Genomic DNA, 22,142 nt, shown 5'->3' on the forward strand with positions numbered 1-22,142 from the left:
CTAAGAATCTCACAGCCTGCGCCCTCGTGGAACAACGCAGGCCCGAGCGGGTTTGTAGGTTTGGGCGATAAGGCCCGGCTTTCGCCACCGGCGATCTGTGAAGGGCCGCCATCGTCGCCCTGATCGGCAGCGCGTCCCTAACTGTGCCGACGGCGCGGACCGGCCCGGTGCCCGACGTCGGCACGGCCGACCCACCGGCCGCCCCGCGGCACCTCCGCCCGGCTACTCCTGGTTCCAGGCCTGCCAGAGGCGCGCGTACTCCCCGCCGAGGGCCACGAGCTCGTCGTGGGTGCCGAGCTCCACGATCCGCCCGTCCATGACGACGGCGACCCGGTCGGCGTCGGCGGCCGTGTAGAGACGGTGGGCCACCTCGATGACGGTGCGTCCGGCCAGTGCCGTGGACAGGGTCCGCTCCAGGGTGCGGGCGGCGCGCGGGTCCAGCAGCGAGGTGGCCTCGTCCAGGATGAGCGTGTGCGGGTCCAGCAGCACCAGCCGGGCCAGCGCCACCTCCTGGGCCTGGGCGGGGCTGAGCTCGAGGTGCCCCGAGCCGACCATCGTGTCCATCCCCTCGGGCAGCCCGTCCACCCAGGCATCGGCCCCGATGGCCTCGATCGCCTCGCGGATCGTGTCGTCGGAGGCGCCCGGTCGCCCCAGGCGCACGTTGTCCGCCACGGTGCCGACGAACACGTGGTGCTCCTGGGTCACCAGGGCCACGTGGCGGCGCAGCTCGTCCTCGGTCAGGTCCGTCAGCGACACCCCTCCCACGGTGACGCTCCCGGAGGTGGGCGGGTTGATGCCCGCCAGCATCCGCCCCAGCGTGGACTTACCCGACCCCGAGGGTCCGACGACGGCCAGCCGCTCCCCGGGCACGAGCTCCAGGTCGATCCCGTGGAGCACCTCGACGCCCTCCCGGTAGGAGAAGCGCACGTCGTCGAGCACGATCCGCGTGCCCTCGGGCTCTTCACCGGTGGGGGTGCGGTCGTCGGGGACCTCCTCCACCCCCAGGATGCGGGACAGGGAGGCCTGGGCGATCTGGACCTGGTCGACCCAGAACATGAGCTGGCCCACCGGCTTGCGCAGCTCCATGGAGTAGAGGGCCACGGTGGTGATCGCCTCCAGGGTCGCATAGCCGCGGCCGGCCAGGAACCCTCCCCACAGGAGAACGGCGACGACGGGCGCCCGCCAAGCGACGTCGAGCACCATGAACAGGCGAACCCGCAGCGCCGCCGTGTAGCGCTCCAGGGACCAGGCCTCCTTGATGGAGGTCATGATGGCCCGCTCGCGGCGCGCCCCGATGCCCAGGGCGTCCACGGTCTCGGCGTGCTCGACAGTCTCGGAGACCGCCCCGTTGAGGCGGGCCTGGGCGGCCGACTCGGCCCGGTAGGCGGGGATGGAGATCGGCAGGTACCAGCGCATCATCGACCACACGGGTGGGGCGATGACGAGCAGCCCGAGCGCCAGGAGGGGGTCGGCGACGGCGGCGGCCAGGAGGGTGAAGACGATCGTCACCACGCACACGAGGATCTGGGGGATCCCCATCCGTACCAGGAACTCGATGCGGGAGACGTCGGTGGTGGTGCGCCCCACGAGGTCGCCGGTGCCGGCGGACTCCACGGCGCTCAGCGGCAGGTGCACCACCCGGTTCATCATGCGCTCGCGCAGCTCGGCGAAGACCGACTCGCCCAGGGTGCGGGCGTGCTTCTGGGCGAAGCGGTTGATGAGCGCCCCCACGAGCGTGACCGAGATGATGGTCAGCACGATCCGGTCCACGTAGCCGGCGTCGGCCCGCCCGGCCGAGACCCTCCCGACCAGCCGCCCCAGCAGCTGGGGGGCCACGAGCGTGGACAGGACCGCCGTGATCTGGAGGGCTAGGACGACGGCGAAGCGCCACCGGTAGGAGGCCATGATGCGGAAGGTCTTGCGCAGGGCGACGGGCCCGGGCGCGACGGGAAGTGCCATCAGCAGCTCGCCTCCGTGTCCTCGCCCATGGCCCGCGAGACGACGGCGCGGTAGTCGGCCGCCTGCGCGTGGCCGTCGCGGGCCATCGCCATGAGCTCGCGGTGCGTGGAGCGCAGCAGCTCGGCCCCGCTGGAGTCCAGGAGGATGACCTCGTCGCAGGCCTCCAGGACCAGCGGCGAGGCGGTCACGACGACGGTCGTGCGCCCGGCGCGGGCCCGGTGCACCTGGGCGGCCACGCGGGCCTCGGTGTGGGAGTCCAGGGCGGAGGTCGGCTCGATGAGCACGAGCGTGGGCGCTTCGGTCAGCAGCGCCCGGGCCAGGGCCACGCGCTGGCGCTGCCCGCCGGAGAGGGACCGGCCCTTCTCGGTGATCATCCCGGCCAGGCCCTCGCTCAAGGAGGTGAGGACATCGCCGGCGTCGGCGATCCCGATGGCCTCGATGAGCCGGTCGTCGCCGGGCGCCTCGCGCTCCTGGGCGCGGACCTGCTGGTCGACGTCGGCCCCGGTGGTGCGCTCGGTCTCGGCGCGCACGAGGTCCTCCAGGCCCGCCGGCTGCGGGTCGGGGCCGCCGCGCACGTCGAGGGCCTCACGCAGGGTCCCGGTGAAGAGCTGGGCGGTGGCGCCGGAGACGACGACGCTGGCGCGCACCTGCTCCAGGGGCATGGTGGTCAGTGGCCGGCCCGCCAGGGTCACGGTGGGGCCGGCGTCGGTGAAGCGCCCCAGTCGCGTGGCCAGGTCGGCGGAGACCTGCGGGTCGGGGCACACGAGGGCCGTCATGCGGCCCTCCTTGAGGCGCAGGCCGCTGCCGGTGTCCACCAGGTCGCCGCTGACGGGGTGGGCGGCGGCCGGGTCCAGGTTGAGGCGCTCCACGAGGCTGCCGGCGGCCGGCGCCACCTCCAGCAGGCGGCTCAGGCGCCGGGCGCCGACGACGGCCCGGGTGTAGTCCTGCACGGAGCTGGTGAACACCCACAGCGGCCAGGACAGGTAGGCGGTGTAGCCGTAGAAGGTGATGAGCCCGCCGGGGGTGAGGCTGCCGGCCACGGCCATGCGCGCCGCCACCCACACGACGATCGCGGCGAAGAGCCCGGGCAGCAGCACCTGGAGGGTCATGAGGGTCGCCTGGGAGGAGGCCACCTCGACGCCGCGGCGCCGCAGCTCCTGGGAGGCGTCCCGGTAGCGGCGGGCGAAGACGTCCTCCCCGCCGATGCCCCGCAGGATCCGCAGCCCCGCCACCGTGTCCGTGGTGATCGTGGTGACCGCGGACTGGGCCTCGCGCTGGACGGCCTGCCGTTTCTGCAGGGGGCGGATGACCAGGGTGACGATGGCCGCCACCAGCGGCATGCCCAGGATGACGATGAGCCCCAGGCTCACCGAGGTGCGCAGCATGAGGACGGCCACGACGAGGAAGCTGGCCGCCGCCCCCAGCAGGAACGGCAGGTGCTCGATGAGCTTGCCCAGGTAGTCGGCGTCGGAGGCGATGATGGTGGCGACCTCACCGGTGGAGACCTGCCGGGACAGGTCCTTGCCGGTGGCGGAGATCTGCCGGCCCACGAGCCGGTCGACGTCGAAGGCGGTGCGCATCCAGGCCGTCACCCCCAAGTAGGACAGCATCGTGTCCCCGACGGCGTAGACGACGAACAGCACCAGCAGCAGCGCGCCGATTCCCCAGACACGGCCGTTGAGACCATTCTCGATGCCGGCGTCCAGGGCCTGGCCCAGGAAGGCCGGCACGATCGCCTGGATGATGTTGGAGGTGCAGGCCGCCAGGGTCGCCAGGGTGACCGGGACGGCGGCGCGGCGCAGCAGCCAGCGCAGAAGCGCCCCGGCCCCCAAGGACGGGGGATGGGGCAGCGGGGCGTCGGGGGTCATGGACTGTGCGGTCAGGGCGGACAGCGCGGTCGGGACGGTCGGGAACGACCGGGAGGACGATTCGGGCATGATCGCATGAGGCTATCGGAGGGGAAGCCGGCGCGGCAGAGGCAAAGGCGGTGACAAGGAAGATACCGGGCGCGGGAATACGCGCCGGGGACGGCTCGGGCGGCTTCCGTGCGGGCCGCGCAGACGGACCGGCGCCCCGGCCCGTCCCTCTCGGGGGTCGGCCGGGGCGCCGGGCTTGCTCGGCGAACGCCGCTCACTCGGTGGCGATGGCGTCCAGGACCGGAATCCGGGAGGCGCGCAGCGCCGGCCACAGGGCCGCGATGACGCCGACCACCACGGAGAGCACGAGCATGCCCACCATCTGGCCCCAGGGGATGCTGAGGCTCGTCAGCCCCTGATCCTCCAGGACCTCCTTGAGAGCGGCGGCCAGGACCACCCCGGTCGCCCCGCCCAGGACAGTGCCGTACAGGGAGGTGAGGACCGACTCGGTGATGATCTCCCCGGACAGCTGGGCCTTGCCCAGGCCGACGGCGCGCATGAGCCCGATCTCTCGGGTGCGCTCCGAGACCGAGAGCACCAGGGTGTTGACGATGCCCAGGATGGCGATGGCGATGCTCAGCCCCAGCAGGCCGTAGAGGACGGCGAGCATCTGGTTGATCTGCTGGCCGACCTGGTCGGAGATCTCGCTGGCGTCGCGCACCGCGTACTGGTAGGTGTCGGCCACGATGTCGCGGGCCTTGTTCCGCACCGTGTCGAGGTCGGTGTCCTCCTTGAGGGTCAGGAGCATGCCCTGCGGCGAGTCCAGGACGTGGGCCGGGTCCGTGGTGGTGCTCGGGGAGTTCCAGGAGCCCACCGCGGCCGCCAGCTCGGGGGAGACGTAGTAGTTCCCGCCGGTTCCCTTCGGGTCGACGATGGCGCTGACCGTGGCCTCGACCGACCCGGTGGGGCCGGTGACGGAGACCTTGTCCCCGAGCTTGAGGCCCTCATCCTTCTTCGCGGCCACGTGGGTGGCGTCCAGATCCTTCATGGACCCGGCGCTCGCGGAGACGTCGTAGGCCTTGGAGTAGGTGGCGGGATCGACGACGATGACGGTGGCGGTGGCTTTCTGGGTGCCGTCGGGCTTGGTGACGGCGTCGACGTAGATGGAGTAGGAGGAGGTCTCCTTGACCCCGTCGATGGCGGCGATCTCCTTGGCCTTGTCGGCCGAGAGCCGGGTGCCCAGGCTGCCGATGGTGGCGGGCTGGACCACGAGGTCGGCCTTGAGGGACTTGTTGATCTCGTCGGAGGTCGAGGACTGGAAGGAGGCGGCCAGCGTGGCGCCGGCGCACACCAGAGCCATACCCACCATGAGGGCGCCGGAGGTGTTGGCCGTGCGGCGCGGGTTGTGGACGATGTTGCGCACCGCCAGGCGCCCGGCGGGCCGCAGCAGCCGGAAGGGCAGGCCCAGCACCGCCACCACCGGGCGGGCCAGGGTCGGGGAGACGACGAGCAGTCCCAGGACGGTGCCGCCCGCTCCCAGCCCCATGATGAGACCGCGCTGCGTCAGGTCCGCGTTCACCCACGCGGCGGCGATCGCGGCCGCTCCGGCCGCCAGCAGCAGCCCGCCCAGGATCGTGCGCAGCACCAGGGACTTCTCCCGGGAGCCCGACACGCCGCGCATGGCTTCGACCGGGTGGGTCAGGGCGGCCTCCCGAGCCGGCAGCAGAGCACCGACGACGGTGACGGCCAGGCCCACCGCCAGCGAGATCGCGATGATCGTCCCGCTCAGGCCCGTGCCCTCCAGCAGCGGCATGCCGGCGGCGTCGAGCAGCGCGGACAACCCGGCCAGCAGCCCCGCGCCCGCGGCCACGCCCAGGGCGGAGCCGACGACGCCGATGACGACCGCCTGCAGGAACACCACGCCGAACACGGAGGCCGGTGAGGCCCCGACCGCCCGCAGCAGGGCGAACTCCTTGACCCGCTGACGCACGCTCATCGCGAAGGAGTTCATGATGATGAAGGAGCCCACGAACATCGCGACGACGACGAAGACCAGCAGGAAGACCTGAACGAAGCCCAGCTGCTCCTCAATGGCCTTGTTCTGCTCCTTGATGACCTCGGCGCGGGTCTGGACCTCGGCGCCATCGGGAAGGATCTTGGTGATCTCGGACTTGACGGTGTCCACTGAGGAGCCCTGAGCGACGTCGACGGCGATGGTCGTCACCTTCCCGTCCGGGGCGGCGATGGGCATGAGCCAGCTCGGATCCACGCCCACGACCGTCGCGCTGGCCATGGAGGACTCGTAGTGGAACTCGCCGACCACGGTGACCTCGGAGGGTGAGCCCTGCACCACGATGTGCGTCTTGTCCCCGACCTTGAGGCCGGAGTTCTTCAGGGCCCCGGACTCCAGGGTGATCTCACCGGCCCCCTGAGGCTTGTGGCCCTGGACCCAGGTCAGGCCCTTCTCGTTGTCGTACAGCGGTATGAAGAGCGTGGGGGCGCCGGTGGTGGTGACCGGGGCGTCGTTGGAGCCGACGAGGACCCCGACCATCTGGACACCGGGGTTGGCGGCCTCGACGCCGTCGATCTGCTTGATCTGCTCGGTCAGGGAGCTGTCGATGGGCTGGGTCTGCTGCGAGCTCGACGAGCTGTCGTCGCCGCTGCCGGCGATCTTGGGGCCTTGGGCGTACAGGTCCGAGGTGACGGTGGAGGAGGTCAGATTGGAGAAGGTCTCCGACATGGAGGCGCGCAGGGCGAGCGTGCCCGACAGGAACGCCACCCCGAGCATGACGGCGAAAGTGGTCAGGAAGAATTGTTTGGCGTGGGCGCGCACGGAGCGCCAGGCGACTCGTCTCATGGCTCAGGCCCCCTTGACGGCCGAGCCGGACTGCGGGGCGGCTGCGGGGGCGGGCTCGGTCTCGCTCAGCTCGCGCAGGGCGTCCAGGACCCGGTCGCGGTCGGGGTCGTCCAGCTGGGCGACGACGTGCCCGTCGCGCAGGAAGATGACGGTGTCGGCCCAGGCGGCCGCCTCCGGCTCGTGGGTCACCATGACCACCGACTGCCCCAGGTCGTCGACGCTGCGGCGCAGGATCTCCAGGACCTGGTCGGTGGAGTGGGAGTCCAGGTTGCCGGTGGGCTCATCGGCGAAGACGACCGCCGGCTCGCCCACGAGCGCCCGGGCGCAGGCCACGCGCTGAACCTGGCCGCCGGAGAGCTCGGCGGGCCGGTGGGACAGGCGCTCCCTGAGGCCGACGGCGTCGATGACCTGGTCGAAGCGCTGCGGGTTGACCTTCTTGCGGGCGATATCCAGGGGCAGGGTGATGTTCTCCGCCGCCGTGAGGGTGGGGACCAGGTTGAAGGACTGGAAGATGAAGCCGATGCGCTCGCGGCGCAGGCGGGTGAGGCGACGCTGATTCATGGAGGAGACCATGTCGCCGTCGAGCATGATCTCCCCGGAGGTGATCGAGTCCAGGCCGGCCAGGCAGTGCATGAGCGTGGACTTGCCGGAGCCGGACGGCCCCATGATGGCGGTGAAGCGGGCACGGGCGATGTCGACGTTGACGGAGTCGAGCGCTGCGACGGCGCCCGATCCACGGCCGTAGACCTTGGAGAGGTTGCGTGCGGAGACCACGGGGTCATCCACCGGATGGTGAGGTGTGAGGACGGATGATGCGGGAGCTGCGGTGGAACTACTCATAGATTCAGTCTGACAGTGGTATGGGGGACGCGAATCCTCCTGGCGGAGGACAGGTCCCCTGAGCGCGTGGAGGCTCGACCCTGAGCCGGGGTCGGGGAGGTCCCTGAGACTTGGGGACATCGAGGAGCGGATGGGGGCGCATGGAGGGTGCGGGTGTTGAACGCGGCTGAATCCGTTTTCTAACTTTTCCGACGATTCGTGATTACCATCGGGGATGATCGGAGCCTGGTGTAAGGACCCGGGATGGGTTGGCTGCGCGCCCGATCAGTCGAGGTCACCCATACGTTCTCCCGGAAAGGCTCTGCATGGATCCGGTTCAGCTCATGATGGCGGCGCATCAGGCCGATGCGACGGTTGCCGCTCAGACTCCGGACCAGGCCCTGCAGGCCGCCATCGCACAGAGCCGGCCCGACCTGTGGGCGCCGCTGTCGACCAACCCGGCCGCCTATCCCGACCTGCTCGGCTGGCTGGCCAGTACCGGGAACGTCGAGGTCCTGGCCAACCTGCGGGCGCGCGGCTACCTCGCCGACGACGTGGCCGCCAATCCTGCTGATGGCGCGGGCGGCGTGGGGGCTGTGGCCGCGGCTGATAGCGCGGGCAGCGAGCCCACTGTGGACCCTGCTTTCAGTCAGGGGGACCCGGCGCAGACGGAGCCGACCGAGTCGGCGGAGTCGGCCGGAGACGGCGGCACGCCGGTGGACGAGGACGAGGCCGCCGATGAGCCCGGGCCGGTTGACGGCGATGAGGTCGAAGGTGTCGCTGGCGCCGACTTTGGCGAGGCTGGTGACACCCAGAAGACGGACGAGCCTGCCGAGGACTCCGAGGGCGCTGAGGATGCCGAAGCTGAGAGCCAGGCTTCGGAGGACCCGCACGTCAAGGACGCCGCCGTCGACGAGTCTGCCGATGAGCGCAGCGCGGAGCCTGCTGATGAGGCCGAGGAACCGGGAACTGACGAACCTGCCGAGGACTCCGGCGCGGCTGAGGCTGCCACCGAGCCCGATGCGGAGGACTCCGCGGAGGAGACCACAGATGCCGACGACTCTGGCGAGGTCGGCGACGAGCAGGACACAGACGAGCCCGCCGAGAACTCCAACACGGCTGAGACTGCCGCCGAGCCCGATGCAGAGCCAGAGGTTGCCGACGAGGTGGCCGCGGATGTCGATGAGGTTCGGGAGTCGGGGACCGACCAGCCTGAGGACGAGGCCTCTGAGGAGCAGGCAGCCGAGGACACCGTCGTCGACGAGTCTGCCGATGAGCGCGATGCGGCTGAGGCTGCCACTGAGCTCGATGCGGAGGACGCCGCTGTCGATGCCGACTCTGGCGAGGTCGGCGACGAGCAGAAGACGGACGAGCCTGCCGAGGACTCCGACGCGGCTGAGACTGCCGCCGAGCCCGATGCAGAGCCGGAGGACGCCGCTGTCGAGGCTCAGGAGCCGCGCCCCGATGACTCGGGTGACGAGGCAGAGGACGGCGCTGAGGATGCCGGCTCTGGTGAAGCCGGTGTTGAGCCGGAGACAGAGGAACCTGCCGAGGACTCCGACGCGGCTGAGACCGCCGTCGATCCCGACGAGGAGACCGCAACCGACGAGGCTGCGGACTCCGACAACAACGACACGACCGTCCTCGCCCCCGCATCGCAGTGGCACGAGGTCGACTCGGCTGACACGACTGACGTCACGGCGTCAGCCCAGTCCGCGGCCGTGACCTCCGGTTGGACAGCGGGCTCGGCCGCTCCCGCCGCGGGCTCGGCCGAGTCGGTGGCCTTCCCCGTGCCCCCGCCGCCGTCGGCCGAGGACATCGCCGCCTGGGCCGAGACCCCCAGTGGGGCGCCGTCGGGCTTCTCCGCCGCTCAGCCGGCCGTGGAACTGGACATGTTCGGCCCCCAGATGGTGGCTCAGATGCCGCCTCCTCAGCAGAAGCAGCCGTCGAAGTCCAGCAGCGGTCGCCTGGTCGCGATCATCGTGGTCCTCCTGCTCGTCATCGTCGGCGGAGGCGGCCTGTGGGCCGGCAGCCACTTCGCCAACAAGGGCAAGAGTGAGGACACCTCCCAGGACAAGGCCGACAGCGACGGGGGCGAGGACGGCAAGCAGAACGGTCAGGCCGATGCCGCGGCCACGTCAACCGCGGCGGCCCTGCCCTCGGGCGCGGTCAAGGCCTGCTCCAGTATGCCGACCTTCACGATCACCTCGGTGGAGGACGGCCAGGGCGAGCTCAAGGTCCACGGCAACATGGCGACCTCCTGCGCCGAGGGCGACTTCCTGGCCGGATCGTCCAGCCAGGTCCTCGTCTACAGCTCCACCAGCCCCACCGGCGGCGCCGACGTCGACCACCTCGTGGCCTCGGGAACCTTCGACCTCTCCAGCGACCCGCTCATCATCCCCAACGGCGGACGGGCGGTGACGCTGCGCTTCGGCGAGCAGCACTACTTCCGCACCGCCAAGGACATCGACCTCAAGGGCCTGACGGTCCGGCCCTCCTTCGACCGCGGCAGCTCATCGACCGCCACCGCGAAGAGCTCGACGAACTCCGCGATGACCATCGCCTCCTCCGCGAGCTCCAACGCCAACCAGGAGGCTCAGGACGAGCAGGCCGCCGGAGACGCCATCCAGTGGCAGATCAAGCACGACTACCCCACCGTGATGAACAGCTTGCGGGGCAAGTGGACCCCGCAGCTGTCCTCCAAGCAGGTGGGGCTCGTGGCCGACGGGCAGACCTGGACCAAGCGCTCGATCCTCGCCGAGTACCTCAGGACGCAGCAGGCCAACCCGAAGGCCGTCATCATCGACACCAGTCAGTGGCCGGTCTACGACACCGGCGGCTGGTGGGTGACTCTGCAGGGTGATACCTACTCCGACGGCGACCAGGCCAACGCCTGGTGCGACGCCCAGGGCTACGACTCCGACCACTGCCTGGCCAAGCGCATCGAGTCCAACGGAACATCGCAGGGCACCACCAAGCTTCGCTGAGACCTGAGCCGGCTCGCCCGACAACGTGATCGGCCCGCCTCGAGCCACTGGCTCAAGGCGGGCCGATGCGCATATCGGCGCGCGTCAGGACTGCAGGCTCTTCTTGAGGTTCAGCACCCGCGTGGCCGACTCGTCCACCCGTGCCGCGAAGGCCGGATCGGACTGGGCGGTGGCGATGAGGGCCTTGACCATGTCCGCGGCCACCGTCGGGTCCGCCGAGGCCAGCACGAGGTCGCAGCCGGCCCGGATCGCCCGCACGGCCCGATCGCCCGCGCTCACGTCCTGGACCTGGACGGCGGCGGAGACGTCGTCGGTGATGACCACTCCGGAGAAGCCCATTTCCCTGCGCAGCATGTCGGTGACGATCGTCGAGGAGAAGACCGCCGGCGCTGAGGGGTCGATGAGGGAGTACGTGGCCGAGGAGACCATGATGACCGGCGCCCCGGCGGCGATGGCATTGGCGAAGACGCCGACGGCGGCGTCGGGCAGGCGGGTCGTGGTGGAGTCGACGACGCCCGCTGAGGTGTCCGTGTTGTCCTTCACCCGCCCCAGGCCCGGGAAGTGCTTGTAGGTGGGGATGACCTTCGAGGCCTGCATCCCCTCGGCGAAGGCACCGGCCTGGGAGGAGACCGTGGCGGCGTCGTGCCCGTACTCCCGCCCCCAGCGGCCGATGGGCTCGTTGGAGGCCGGCCGGGCGATGTCGACCAGGTCGGCGACCGGGGCCAGGTTCATGTTGACGCCGACGTCGGCCAGCTCCTTGCCCCAGGTGCGCGCCGAGGCCACCAGCTGGTCGCGCGGCTGAGCCGACTGGTCCAGCGCCGAGGGGATGTCGGAGAAGCCCGATCCGGCCAGGACCTGGACCTCGCCGCCCTCCTGGTCGGTGGCCACGAGCATTGGGGTGGCGTGGGTCGTGCCCGGGCCGACCTTGGAGGTGAAGGAGCTGATGACCTTCTGGGTCGCCTGGCTGCCCGCGGTGGTGCGCCCGGCGATGAAGATGTTGCCGACATGGTGGGTGTCGACGGCCTCGTTGGAGGACTGCTTGGGGGCCTGGGCGTCCACGCCGACCATCATGAGCTGGCCGACCTTCTCCTCCAGGCTCCAGCCGGCCAGTGGTCCGTCAGTGGCCGTCGCGGTCGCCGTGGCCGCCGTGGCCGACGGAGCCGGGCTCGCGGCCGCGGTGGGCGAGGGGGTGGCGCTCGACGCCGCCGGCTCCGGGGCCTTGGGCTTCGCACTGGAGGAGGAGCCGGCCGACGAGGAGCCGGGGATGAGGGAGCATCCCGCCAGGGACCCGGCGCCCACCAGGGCCGCCAGGAGCACCGGTCGTCGACTCATGTGGTGCTGCGGGGACGTGCTCGGGTCGGCGGGGGTGGGAGTCTCCCCGGCATCCGGAGCTGCAGGCCGATGACGGTCGTTCATGCCGGCCACACTAAGACAGGTCCCTGGGTGCTCGCGAGGTAATGACCCTGACGGTCTGTTCACGCACTGCTCGCGGCGCTATTCCCAGCCCAGCTCGTGGAGGCGCTCGTCGGGGATGCCGAAGTGGTGGGCCACCTCGTGAATGACGGTCACGGTGATCTCCTCCTCCAGCTCCTCGCGACTCGTGCACCAGCGCTCCAACGGCCCGCGGAAGATGAGGATGCGGTCGGGCAGCACCATGGACCAGCCCTCGTCGCGCTCGGTCAGGGGAACGCCGTCGTACAGCCCCAGGAGCGTGGGCAGGCCGGCGTCGTCATAGTCCTCCTCGGTGAGCATCTCCGGATCGGGCTCGTCCTGAACGAGGACGACGACGTTATCCATCACCTCGGCCAGGTCCTCCGGGATCCGGTCGAGGGCGTCGCCGACGACGTCCTCGAAGTCCTGCTGCGACATCCTGACCGGCTGCGGCTCCCGGGGGCGGTCAGGCTCCTGCTGGTGCTCGTGGCTCACGGGCACAGCCTGCCAGACCGTCCGGCTCCGGCCCGGCAGTCCTCGCGGGCCGGAATTCCGCCGAAAACCGAGCGGTGAGGAGGGTCACGCTCCTGGGATTTGCGCTGCGGAAGACTGTCCCCTTAGTGTTCATCCCGGTTCGAGGCGCGACGACGTCGAAGGCCCCTGGCCCCCATCGTCTAGCGGCCTAGGACCCCGCCCTTTCACGGCGGTAGCACGGGTTCGAATCCCGTTGGGGGTACGGATTCGCACAAGTGAATAACACAGTGAATTCACACTGGCCTCGTGGCGCAGTTGGTTAGCGCGCCGCCCTGTCACGGCGGAGGTCGCGGGTTCAAGTCCCGTCGAGGTCGCGGAACGGTCGGTCCGATCAGAAATGGTCGGGCCGATTCCATCCCGAGGCTCTGTAGCTCAGTTGGTAGAGCGTTCGACTGAAAATCGAAAGGTCACCGGATCGACGCCGGTCGGAGCCACTGCGAAAGGCCCGGAACCCACAAGGTTCCGGGCCTTCGCTCATGACCAGGTGAGCCTCGCGCCGGGGCGGAGGGACTCACTGGCGGTCGCGCCGGTAGCGGCGCACGGTGGCGAAGATGCCGAAGGCGACGGCGGCCACCGGCCAGATGATCCAGGAGATTTCCCAGGCGCTGAACAGGAAGCTCCACAGCAGGTAGATGATGAGAGTGGCCGGCCAGTAGATCCCGGCCACGAGGTTGGTGAAGGGGTCGTCATCGTCCTGCTCGCCCTGCCAGGAGGACGGCTGGCCGACAGGGGCGGGGGTGGTGGGACGATTGGGGGCGAATGTCGTCGGGGCGCCGGCGGGGGCCACCTGTGGGGCGCCGCCGGGCTGGATGTCCTGAGCGATGCCCAGGACCGGGGCCAGCTCGTGAAGGTTGCCGAAGTCAGTGATGACCTGCCCGACCGCCTCATTGTGGGTCTTGCCCTGGGCGATGGCGTCGTTGTAGGCGTCCTCCATCATGGCGCGCAGCTCGGAGCGGGCCTCGATCAGGCGAGGGGTGGCGGGGTAGGGGGCGAACATGTTGTCGAGGAAGGTCTCGATGGTGTCCATCAGTGGGCTCCTTTCGCGAAGCGGTCGACGAGGGTCTTGGTGTCCTCCCACTCGGCGACCTTGGCGGTCAGGTGGGTGGTGCCTTCGGGGGTGAGGCGGTAGTAGGTGCGGGACTTGCCGGAGTCGGACACTCCCGAGTAGGAGGCCGCCAGGCCGGTGGACTCCAGGCGCTTGAGGGCCGTGTAGAGCGTGGTCTGCTTGATGGTGTACTCGCCGTCGGAGACCTCGGTGATGGTCTTGGCCAGATCGTAGGCGTAGGACGGCTGTCGCTTGAGCAGGGACAGGACGATGAGGTCGATGTAGCCGCGAATGGCGTCTGCGCTAATCATGTGAACCCTCCTTCCTTGGTTCGTGATGACGGGGCCCTGAGGTCCTTGTGTGCATCTAACGTACTACGGCACACGTAGTACGTCAAGCGGGTGTTGGAGGGGGATGCTTCCGCTGGCGGCCATACGTCACAGCCCAGGCACAGCCGGGCTGCTTAAGGTGGCTTCATGCTCGTCGCAGCCACCACCCCTCCCGCGACCCCCAGCGCAGATCCCAGTGCGAGTGCCTCGACCACGCCCACTCCCACGGGTGTGCCCGAAGTTAACGTCGACGAGACCGTCAAGGCGGTGACCAAGACGACCAACGACCTGGTCACCATCGCCTGGCAGGCCGGCGTGGGAGTCGTCATCGGCCTGGTCATCGCCTTCGTGGTGGTGGCGATCCTGACGTTCATGGGCAGGCGCCGCCTCCTGTACCGCGAGATCGTGGACTTCGGGCGCCGCCCCGCCTTCGCCGTCGGCGCCATGACCGGAGCCTTCCTGGGCTCCCAGCTCGCCCTGACCGGGCTGCGGCACACCAAGAGCGACTCCACGACGATGGTGGTCATCGAACGCGGGGTCACCATTGCCCTCATCTTCGCGGTGACCTGGCTCGTCGTTGCCTTCGCCAAGGCCATCGAGTCCACCGTCGTCAAGGGGGCGCAGGCCGGCGGGAACCAGGGGCGCGCCAACCGGGTGACCACCCAGAGCCAGATCATCCGGCGCGTCGCCCAGGTCGTCATCGTCATCGCCGGGCTCGTCAGCGCCATCATGACCTTCCCCAGCGTCCAGTTCGCCATGGGCTCGCTGCTCGCCTCGGCCGGCCTGGCCTCCGTCATCGCCGGTATGGCCGCCCGCTCCATGCTCGGCAACGTCTTCGCCGGCCTCCAGCTGGCCACCACCGACGCCATCCGGGTGGACGACATCGTCGTCGTCGATAACGAGCAGGGCACCATCGAGGAGATCACCCTGACCTACGTGGTCATGCGCACCTGGGACGACCGGCGGCTCATCCTGCCCTCGACCCACTTCACCGAGAACCCCTTCGCCAACTGGACGCGCGGAGGCTCCCAGGCCACCGGCTCCTTCACCCTCGACCTGGACTGGCGCGTGCCCATCGCCTCGCTGCGTGCCGAGCTGGCCCGCCTCGTGGCCGCCTCGCCGGTCTGGGACGGGCGCCAGGCCTCCCTGGAGGTCTTCGACGCCGTTGGCGGCCACGTCACCGTGCGCATCGTCCTGACCGGGGACGATCCCGGCGACGTCGGTGCCCTCAAGTCCTACGTGCGCGAAGAGCTGGTCACCTGGCTCCAGCGGGAGGCCCCCTATGCCCTGCCGCGCACGCGAGTGGAGGTTGAGCAGGTCGAGGTCACCCAGGACCTCGGCCTCGAGGAGGTGGCCCGCGCCGCCGAGCAGATCGTCGCCAAGCAGAAGGCCGGCCCCTCCGGCGCCACCACGGCCGCTCCAGACAACGGAGACGATACCGCCGCGACCACGGAGGCCGAGGGGGAGAGCGCCGCCCACGGGCTGGGGGCCCGGCGGGCCGTCACCCTGGGGCGGGCCATGGGGCGCTCCCTGCTGCACCGCGCCCGGCGCGGGGGCCTGGGACCCAGGTGAGCCGAGCCGCTACGTGGCCGACGCCCCGGCGGATGGGTGAGTTTTCGCTGCGTGAACGCAGGTCGCCCGGCGCCGTCGGGCGGGTAACGATGAGCCCATGAGTACCAACGCCAGCAGCGACCCCTCCGTGACGCCCGCCTCCGAGCCCTCCGGCCCGGCCCTCGACCTGGAGGCCGCCGCGCGCACCGACGCCCAGTGGCGCGCCGCCCTGAGCCCCATGGAGTACCACGTGCTGCGCGAAGCCGGCACCGAGCGCCCCTTCACCGGAGCCCTGCTCGACGAGCACCGCGAGGGCGTCTACCGCTGCCGCGGCTGCGGCGCCGAGCTGTTCCGCTCCACCACCAAGTTCGACTCCCACTGCGGCTGGCCCTCCTTCTACGACCCCTCCGACTCCGAGGCGGTCACCCTGAGCACCGACACCTCCCACGGCATGGTGCGCACCGAGGTCCGCTGCGCCACCTGCCACAGCCACCTGGGACACGTCTTCGACGACGCCCCCCAGACCCCCACCGGCCAGCGCTACTGTATGAACTCCGTGAGCCTGACCTTCGAGGAGGAGCAAGCATGATCCGGGTCCTGAGCCTCAACCTCCAGCACGGCCTGCCCGGCGCCGGGGCCGGTGACGGCAGCGCCTCGACCGGCTCGCTGGCCGGCGCCGACATCTCCGACCCCGCCACCGCCCGCGCTGTCATGCGGGCCACGGCCGAGCAGATCGCCGAGCTGGCCCCCGACATCATCGCCCTCCAGGAGGTGGACCTGGGGCAGGCCCGCTCCGGGCGCCTCCACCAGGCGGCCTTCCTCGCCGAGGAGCTGGGCATGCCGACCTGTCGCTTCTCCGCCAGCTACGCCGGGCCGGTGGTGGGGCTGCGCCGTCGGCCCCTGCGCACCGCGCTGAGCTCGCCGACCGACGACGTCCTGGGGCTGCTGCGCGCCGCCGTCGGGGCCGGGCCGATCGGCTACGGCAACGCCCTCCTGTCGCGCTTCCCGGTCTCCGGCTGGCACGTCAAGCGCCTGGGGCGCGGGGCCTCCAGCGTGGAGAAGCGCGGCAAGCGGGCCTGGGACCCGCGCTCCTACCACGTGTCCACCGCCTCCCAACGCGTCATGGTGGCCGCCACCCTCGAGGTGCCCGAAGGCGCTGGCGGGCCGATCCGGCAGCTGTCGGTCGCCTCCACCCACCTGGCGACCCGCGAGTCCATGGCGGCGCGCCAGCTCGCCGCCGCCTGGGGGGCGCTCGCCGGGCTGCCCGGGCCGCACCTGCTCGTGGGCGACTACAACCTCTCCGCCGAGCAGGTCGACGTCCTGGGGCTCGGGCGGACCGTGGGGGAGGGGCTCACCTTCCCGGCAGCCGACCCCAAGCGGCGCATCGACCATGTGCTGACCGACCTGTGGCCCACCGGCCCCGACGGCCTGCCGCTGACCGATGAGGCCGCCGCGTCGGGCGGGAGCCCGCTCCTGCGTGCCGTGGAGTGGGGCACGAGCTCCTTCATCATCTCCGACCACGTCGGCACCTGGGTGGACCTCGAGCCGGTCGGCTGAGGGGCGTCCGCCAGGGCCCAGTACCCGCGAGGTCGTACTGCCGGCTTCGTCGTTGTCGGGCCCCGCCGCAGCCCTGCCCGCGAGGTCGTACCTTAGGCCGCGCGGTCGAGGGTTAAGGGTACGACCTCGCGGGTTAACCAACGACCTCGTCGCGGCGGGGCCCATGAGAGGGGGAGACCATGGCCGATGTGGTGGCGGGACTGGCCGTCTTCGGCGCGGTCATCGCCGTCGGTTGGCTGCTGGTGCGCACCCGCGCCGTGCCCGCTGACGCCGACGGGGTCCTCACCCGCGTCTGCTTCTTCGCCGCAACCCCGGCCCTCCTCGTGACCACGCTGAGCCGCGCCGACCTGACGGCGGTCCTCTCCCGCTCCACCGCAGTGGCCGTGGCCGCTGAGCTCACGGCCATCGTCTCGGCCTGGTGCCTCCACCGCCTCGTGCTGCGCCGCCCCACCGCCGAGGCCACCATCGGCGCGCTCGCCTCCGGCTACGTCAATGCCGCGAACCTGGGGATCCCGGTGGCCGTCCTCGTCCTGGGGGATGCGGCCACGATCGCCCCGATCCTTCTGCTCCAGCTCCTCGTGCTCACCCCGGCCACCTTCACCGTGCTCGACGCGGTCACCCGCCGCGGCAACCCGTCCCGCCTGGCGACCCTGACCGTACCGCTGCGCAACCCGCTGCTGTGGGGAGTCGTGGCCGGGACCGCGGCGAACCTGGGTGGGGTGGACCTCAAGGAGTGGGGCGGCGGCTATCCGGCCCAGGGGCTGGAGATGCTCGGGCGCGTCGCCGTGCCGCTCATGATGCTGGCCCTGGGGATGAGCCTGGCCGGGGCGCCCCGGCCCCTGCGCAATCCCGCGCCGGAGGAGGCGTCCCCGTCCCCGCAGGGCTCGCCGGCCCAGTCAGCCCGCCAGGGGAAGGACCGTCAGGGTCAGGAGCTACCGGCGGCGGAGGCCGGATCGGAGGCGCACGAGATCGACACCGCGGGAGGCCGACCACCCCGGGTGGAGGAGGAGCCGGTGCACGGGGTGAGATCGACGTCCCAGCGCGGCGCGGGCTGGCGCAGTGGCCTGTGGCTGGCGGTGGGCTGGAAGCTCGCCGTCATGCCGGGGCTGGCCGTCGTCGTCGGAACGGCGGCGGGACTCAGCGGAGGCCAGCTGCTCGCCCCGGTCGTCACCGCCGCCCTGCCCACGGCGCAGAACGTCTTCATGTACGCCTCGCGCTACGGAGCGGCCAAGGACCTGGCCCGCGACGCCGTCCTGCTGACGACGGCCGGATTCGTGCCCGTGGTCCTGCTGGCCGCTGCGCTCCTGCACTGAGCCCGCGGCTAGCACTGCCCAGTGTCGGCGTTTCTCTCACCCGCGCAGTCGTGCCTGAGGTCGCGCGTTCGAGGGTTTCAGGAGACGAGCGTGTGGACTGCCCAACGAGCTCCTCGCTGCGGGCTCCTCAGGGAAGCTCGTCGCGAGTGGGAGGGTTGGCTCCGGCCCGCGAGACCGTGATGTCGGCGATGGCCGCGGCGTGGCGCACGATCCGTTCCAGGGTCTCGGTGTCCACCGCGCGCAGCGCCTCGCGCCGGTCCGCACCCACGAGGTCCTCGCTCCACAGGGCATCCTCCAGACCGCCCATGAAGGAGTCGCCGGCGCCCACCGTGTCCGCCACCACGACGCTCGGGTCGGCGGGCACCTCCAGGCGCACCCCCGAGGCGGACAGGGCCAGGGCCCCCTGCTTGCCGCGCGTGACGACCACGACGGCCGCGCCCTTCTCCAGCCAGGAGCGCAGCACCGTCTCCAGGTCCGCGCCTTCGCCGTAGAGCCAGGCGATGTCCTCATCGGAGCACTTGACCAGGTCCGACAGGCCCACCAGGCGCTCGACGACCTCACGGGCGTCCTCGGGCTCACCCATGAGCTGAGGCCGGGCATTGGGGTCGTAGGCAATGGTGGAGGTGGCTCGGGTCTCGCGCAGCACCTGCTCCACGGTGGCGGCGCCGGGCGCCAGGATCGCGGCGATCGAGCCGGTATGCACCAGCAGCGGCGCCTGCCCGTCGGGCAGGGCCGGGCGCGGCGGGTTCCAGTCCAGGTCGAAGACGTAGCTGGCGGCGCGGTCCTCGCCGATGGTGGCCTGTGCCGTGGAGGTGCGCGCCGCACCGTCGGCGCCCGGAGCCAGACGGACCCCGGAGGCCTCCAGGTGGGAGCGCACGGCCTGGCCGCGCTCGTCGGTGCCGATCCAGCAGTGCAGCTCGGCGTCGCGGCCCAGGCGCGCCAGTCCCAGGGCGACGTTGGCAGGCGAGCCGCCGGGGATGTCCACGGGCTCCTGCCCGGGGTGGATGACGACATCAACCAGGGCCTCGCCGATGACGAGAGCGGATCCTGGGCGGCCGGGTGCGGACATGGGCGACTCCTTCGTGCAGGACCGGGGTCCGGTGGTAGTGAGCTGAGACGTGCGAGGGGTGGAGAGCTGGCCGGAGTGGTGGACCGGGAGATTGAGAAGAGGTGGTGAGAGGGTCTCGGGCGGATGAGGAACGCGGTGGCGCCATACTGCCCGGAAGTGGCCGGCGCGCTGATCGATGCGCGTGGCCGGAGGGCGAATGCTCACAGACTACCGATCCGGCGCCGCCCTCAGGGCTCATCTCGCCCAAGAATGTCCAAATCGGATACAAAGGGCTTTCATTGCACAGGCCGCATGAATGAAAACCTTGGAATCATGCGGTTGTGTTCCGTCCGGATGAGTGCGGCCCAAGCCTTTGTGTCCGATTTGGACATCCACGGCTCCTTCCGGGCTCCTGCGCTGGTTCCCAGCGGCCCCCGATGGGGGCACCACCGCCAGAGGGGCCCGGGCAACTCGGTCAGTTCGCCGCGCAGGCGGGCGCATGCCAGGCCCCCGGGCCAATGGTCACGTTGCTAAGACGGTCGATTCGTCGCGCGTGCGGGCACGCGCCCGGCCTGGAGCCGCTGGCCCGGCGGGTCATGCCTGGTCAGCCCCAGGTCGCGTCAGTCCTCAGGGTCCTCCTGCGCGACTGCGGCCAGGCGGGCGCGGGCCTCATCGAGCCAGGTCTGGCAGCGCTGAGCCAGGGCCTCGCCGCGCTCCCACAGTGCCAGGGAGTCCTCCAGAGGGACGGAGCCCGCCTCAAGACGCTGCACGACGGCCACCAGCTCCTCACGGGCCCGCTCATAGCTGAGCGAGGCGACGTCCTCATTGGCACCGGACGCCCCGCCGGCGGCAGGGGCAGACGACGCTGAAGACCCTGACGACCCTGAGGACGCCGAGTAGGGGCTGCTCTGGGGTGAGTACTCGTCTGGGTACTGGTCGGAGTACGGGCCGGGGTTCATCTCGGAGCTCACGCCCCGATTCTCGCACGGGCCGGCCCAGGGACAGAGTGGACGAGCGGACTGAGGTGATGCCCCTCGGCGCAAAAGTGTCCAAGAGGGACGACTTTGACGGTGCCCTGTCTCAGTGGCGTTCGCATCTGTGCTGGCCAGAGCGTTTTGGTGCGGTGTCGACTGGTTGTGGAGGCTCCAAAATCGTCCCATATGGACAAAATCCTGACCTGAATCTCTCTTTGACTCCTGCTGGTTCCGGTCCAAGAGCACAGATGCGTCAGCCCCACTTCTATCCTGCTGCGTCGTTGGAGGCCGTTTCATCGAGGCGCGTCAGCAGGTCTGCCACACCTGCCTGCGCCAGTGCCCCGCGGCCGGCCTCAGTGAGCTTCACTGCCCGGGTCCGCCCGATGCGCGCGATCCAGGCGCGATTGACTAGCGCTTGTGTCGGCGCGGTGCCCGAAGTGCAGCCGGCACTTAGCTGCCGCTCAGTCGATATCGGCGGGCCGGGGCTTGGTGGCGCCGACGACCTGGGCGACGAGCCGCCCCGAAGCCAGGACCCCCTCGATGAGGTCGCCCTTCTTGACATCCTCGGCGCTGGTGATGACCTTGCCGCCGGGAGTGCGCAGAATCGTGTAGCCGCGATCCAGGACCCCCTGCGGCGACAGCGCCGTCAGCCGGGCGCGGTCGGCGCGCAGGTCCGCGGCCGCCAGCGACAGGCGATGCTCCACGGCCCGGCGCATCCTGTCGCGGGCCTGCCCCAGCTCGATCACCCGGTCGCGCACGATCGAGGTGGGGTCGGCCAGGACCGGCCGGGCCCGCAGCTGGTCCAGGGCCGCCTGCTCGGCGTCCAGCCGCGAGGCGAGCACGCTGCGCAGGCGCTCGCGGGCCGAGTCCAGACCCACGGTCTCCTGGGCGAGGTCGGGGACGATCCTGCGGGCGGCGTCGGTGGGGGTGGAGGCCCGGTAGTCGGCCACCAGGTCCAGCAGGGGGCAGTCGGTCTCGTGGCCGATCGCCGAGACCAGCGGCGTGCGGCAGGCGGCCGCGGCACGCACGAGCCCCTCATCGGAGAAGGGCAGCAGGTCCTCGACGGCGCCGCCCCCGCGGGCCACGACGATGACGTCGATCTGCGCATCGGTGTCGAGCTCCTGGATGGCCCGGGTGACCTCGCCGACGGCGCGCGCCCCCTGGACGGCGACCTCGCGCACCTCGAAGGGCAGGCCGGGCCAGCGCAGGCGGGCGTTGACGAGCACGTCGTCCTTGGCCTTGGCCTGGCGCCCGCACACGAGTCCCACCTTGCGCGGCAGGAAGGGCAGGGGCCGCTTGCGCTCGGCGTCGAACAGGCCCTCGGCGGCCAGGATGCGGCGCAGCTGCTCGATGCGGGCCAGCAGGTCGCCGACGCCGACGGGCCGGATGTCGTCGGCCTGCAGCTGGAGCGAGCCCCGCTTGGCCCAGAAGGTGGGCTTGGCGCGCACCACCACACGGGCGCCCTCGCCGAGCTCGGCGCCGGTGCGGGCCAGGACGGCGTCGAGGACCCGGGCGTAGATGGACACCGACATGGAGATATCGGCGTCCGTGTCCCTCAGGGTGAGGAAGGCCATGCCGGCGCCGGGGCGGCGGTTGAGCTGAATGACCTGCCCCTCCACCCACACCTGGCTCATGCGGGCCACGTACTGGTCGATCTTGGAGGACAGCAGCCGCAGCGGCCACGGGTTCTCCGCGGTGGTGAGGTTCGCTCGCGGCGCCAGCTCCCGGGGGCCGTCGGGGCTGCCGGAGTTGCCGGGGCCGCCGCCCGCGTCGGGGCCGGACGCGCGGCCGGCACCGGGGGAGGGCTGCGGGCTGGGCTGGGAGGGGCTCTGGCCTGTCACATGCACCACTGTGCCACGTCCACCACTGGGGACCTGGGTCC

16 protein-coding genes and 3 tRNA genes are annotated in these 22,142 nt (G+C 71.0%); 8 read left to right on the forward strand and 11 right to left on the reverse strand.

From position 1 onward, the window contains the following. Positions 1-222 precede the first annotated feature (222 nt). The 4 genes from AB7V09_RS03690 to AB7V09_RS03705 form a co-directional block, all read right to left on the reverse strand. Complete coding sequence (locus tag AB7V09_RS03690; RefSeq protein WP_419142959.1) at positions 223-1,959, reverse strand: ABC transporter ATP-binding protein; 1,737 nt, start codon at positions 1,957-1,959, stop codon at positions 223-225. After that, positions 1,959-3,827 (reverse strand): ABC transporter ATP-binding protein, encoded by a 1,869-nt coding sequence (locus AB7V09_RS03695; protein ID WP_419143057.1) that lies wholly within the window; start codon positions 3,825-3,827, stop codon positions 1,959-1,961. The genes AB7V09_RS03690 and AB7V09_RS03695 overlap by 1 nt, the downstream gene beginning before the upstream one ends. Positions 3,828-4,089: 262 nt before the next feature. Beyond that, positions 4,090-6,672, reverse strand: a complete 2,583-nt coding sequence (locus AB7V09_RS03700) for an ABC transporter permease (protein WP_419142960.1) — start codon at positions 6,670-6,672, stop codon at positions 4,090-4,092. 3 nt (positions 6,673-6,675) lie between these two features. Next, positions 6,676-7,512: an ABC transporter ATP-binding protein gene (locus AB7V09_RS03705; protein ID WP_419142961.1), complete on the reverse strand. Its 837-nt coding sequence runs from the start codon at positions 7,510-7,512 to the stop codon at positions 6,676-6,678. A gap of 305 nt (positions 7,513-7,817) precedes the next feature. On the opposite strand from AB7V09_RS03705, the gene AB7V09_RS03710 reads away from it, so the two are divergent. After that, positions 7,818-10,478, forward strand: coding sequence for a hypothetical protein (locus AB7V09_RS03710; protein WP_419142962.1), 2,661 nt, complete (start codon positions 7,818-7,820; stop codon positions 10,476-10,478). 84 nt (positions 10,479-10,562) lie between these two features. Here AB7V09_RS03710 and AB7V09_RS03715 read toward each other — a convergent pair whose 3' ends face one another. Both AB7V09_RS03715 and AB7V09_RS03720 read right to left on the reverse strand, forming a co-directional pair. Continuing rightward, on the reverse strand, positions 10,563-11,903 hold the full coding sequence (locus AB7V09_RS03715) for a glycoside hydrolase family 3 N-terminal domain-containing protein (RefSeq protein ID WP_419142963.1): 1,341 nt from the start codon (positions 11,901-11,903) through the stop codon (positions 10,563-10,565). Positions 11,904-11,972: 69 nt separating this feature from the next. Then, positions 11,973-12,404, reverse strand: coding sequence for a metallopeptidase family protein (locus AB7V09_RS03720; RefSeq protein WP_075375560.1), 432 nt, complete (start codon positions 12,402-12,404; stop codon positions 11,973-11,975). A gap of 168 nt (positions 12,405-12,572) precedes the next feature. Here AB7V09_RS03720 and AB7V09_RS03725 point away from each other — a divergent pair. The 3 genes from AB7V09_RS03725 to AB7V09_RS03735 all read left to right on the forward strand — a co-directional run bounded on the left by AB7V09_RS03725 (position 12,573) and on the right by AB7V09_RS03735 (position 12,877). Beyond that, a tRNA-Glu gene (locus AB7V09_RS03725) sits at positions 12,573-12,645 on the forward strand. Positions 12,646-12,683: 38 nt separating this feature from the next. Next, positions 12,684-12,757: transfer RNA gene (locus tag AB7V09_RS03730), tRNA-Asp, on the forward strand. A 47-nt stretch (positions 12,758-12,804) separates the two neighbouring features. Then, positions 12,805-12,877, forward strand: a tRNA-Phe gene (locus AB7V09_RS03735). Positions 12,878-12,954: 77 nt separating this feature from the next. Here the strand turns inward: AB7V09_RS03735 and AB7V09_RS03740 are convergent. Together AB7V09_RS03740 and AB7V09_RS03745 are read right to left on the reverse strand one after the other, a co-directional pair. Beyond that, positions 12,955-13,470 (reverse strand): permease prefix domain 1-containing protein, encoded by a 516-nt coding sequence (locus AB7V09_RS03740; protein ID WP_419142964.1) that lies wholly within the window; start codon positions 13,468-13,470, stop codon positions 12,955-12,957. Next, positions 13,470-13,799: a PadR family transcriptional regulator gene (locus AB7V09_RS03745; RefSeq protein ID WP_419142965.1), complete on the reverse strand. Its 330-nt coding sequence runs from the start codon at positions 13,797-13,799 to the stop codon at positions 13,470-13,472. Before AB7V09_RS03745 ends, AB7V09_RS03740 begins: the two co-directional genes overlap by 1 nt. A gap of 165 nt (positions 13,800-13,964) precedes the next feature. Between AB7V09_RS03745 and AB7V09_RS03750 the strand changes: the two genes are divergently transcribed. From AB7V09_RS03750 to AB7V09_RS03765, 4 genes are all read left to right on the forward strand, one after another. Continuing rightward, the gene (locus tag AB7V09_RS03750) at positions 13,965-15,389 is read left to right on the forward strand and encodes a mechanosensitive ion channel family protein (protein WP_419142966.1); all 1,425 of its coding nucleotides are present in this window, start codon (positions 13,965-13,967) and stop codon (positions 15,387-15,389) included. 97 nt (positions 15,390-15,486) lie between these two features. Next, positions 15,487-15,957: a peptide-methionine (R)-S-oxide reductase MsrB gene (gene msrB, locus AB7V09_RS03755; protein WP_278698368.1), complete on the forward strand. Its 471-nt coding sequence runs from the start codon at positions 15,487-15,489 to the stop codon at positions 15,955-15,957. Next, a complete protein-coding gene (locus AB7V09_RS03760) occupies positions 15,954-16,925 on the forward strand; it encodes an endonuclease/exonuclease/phosphatase family protein (protein WP_075414771.1) in 972 nt (323 codons plus the stop codon). Before msrB ends, AB7V09_RS03760 begins: the two co-directional genes overlap by 4 nt. 179 nt (positions 16,926-17,104) lie before the next feature. After that, complete coding sequence (locus tag AB7V09_RS03765) at positions 17,105-18,238, forward strand: AEC family transporter (protein WP_419142967.1); 1,134 nt, start codon at positions 17,105-17,107, stop codon at positions 18,236-18,238. Between the two features lie 127 nt (positions 18,239-18,365). Here the strand turns inward: AB7V09_RS03765 and AB7V09_RS03770 are convergent, their stop codons facing one another. From AB7V09_RS03770 to xseA, 3 genes are all read right to left on the reverse strand, one after another. Then, positions 18,366-19,307 (reverse strand): carbohydrate kinase, encoded by a 942-nt coding sequence (locus AB7V09_RS03770; RefSeq protein ID WP_314920116.1) that lies wholly within the window; start codon positions 19,305-19,307, stop codon positions 18,366-18,368. 599 nt (positions 19,308-19,906) lie between these two features. Continuing rightward, positions 19,907-20,257: an exodeoxyribonuclease VII small subunit gene (locus AB7V09_RS03775; RefSeq protein ID WP_256699556.1), complete on the reverse strand. Its 351-nt coding sequence runs from the start codon at positions 20,255-20,257 to the stop codon at positions 19,907-19,909. Between the two features lie 464 nt (positions 20,258-20,721). After that, positions 20,722-22,110 carry an exodeoxyribonuclease VII large subunit gene (gene xseA / locus AB7V09_RS03780; RefSeq protein ID WP_419142968.1) on the reverse strand — a complete coding sequence of 463 codons (1,389 nt, stop codon included), beginning with the start codon at positions 22,108-22,110 and terminating at the stop codon, positions 20,722-20,724. Between the last annotated feature and the right edge of the window lie 32 nt (positions 22,111-22,142).

The sequence above is a fragment of the Actinomyces sp. SKVG-SVH-4(1) genome, assembly GCF_048514265.1.
Classification (GTDB): domain Bacteria; phylum Actinomycetota; class Actinomycetes; order Actinomycetales; family Actinomycetaceae; genus Actinomyces; species Actinomyces oris.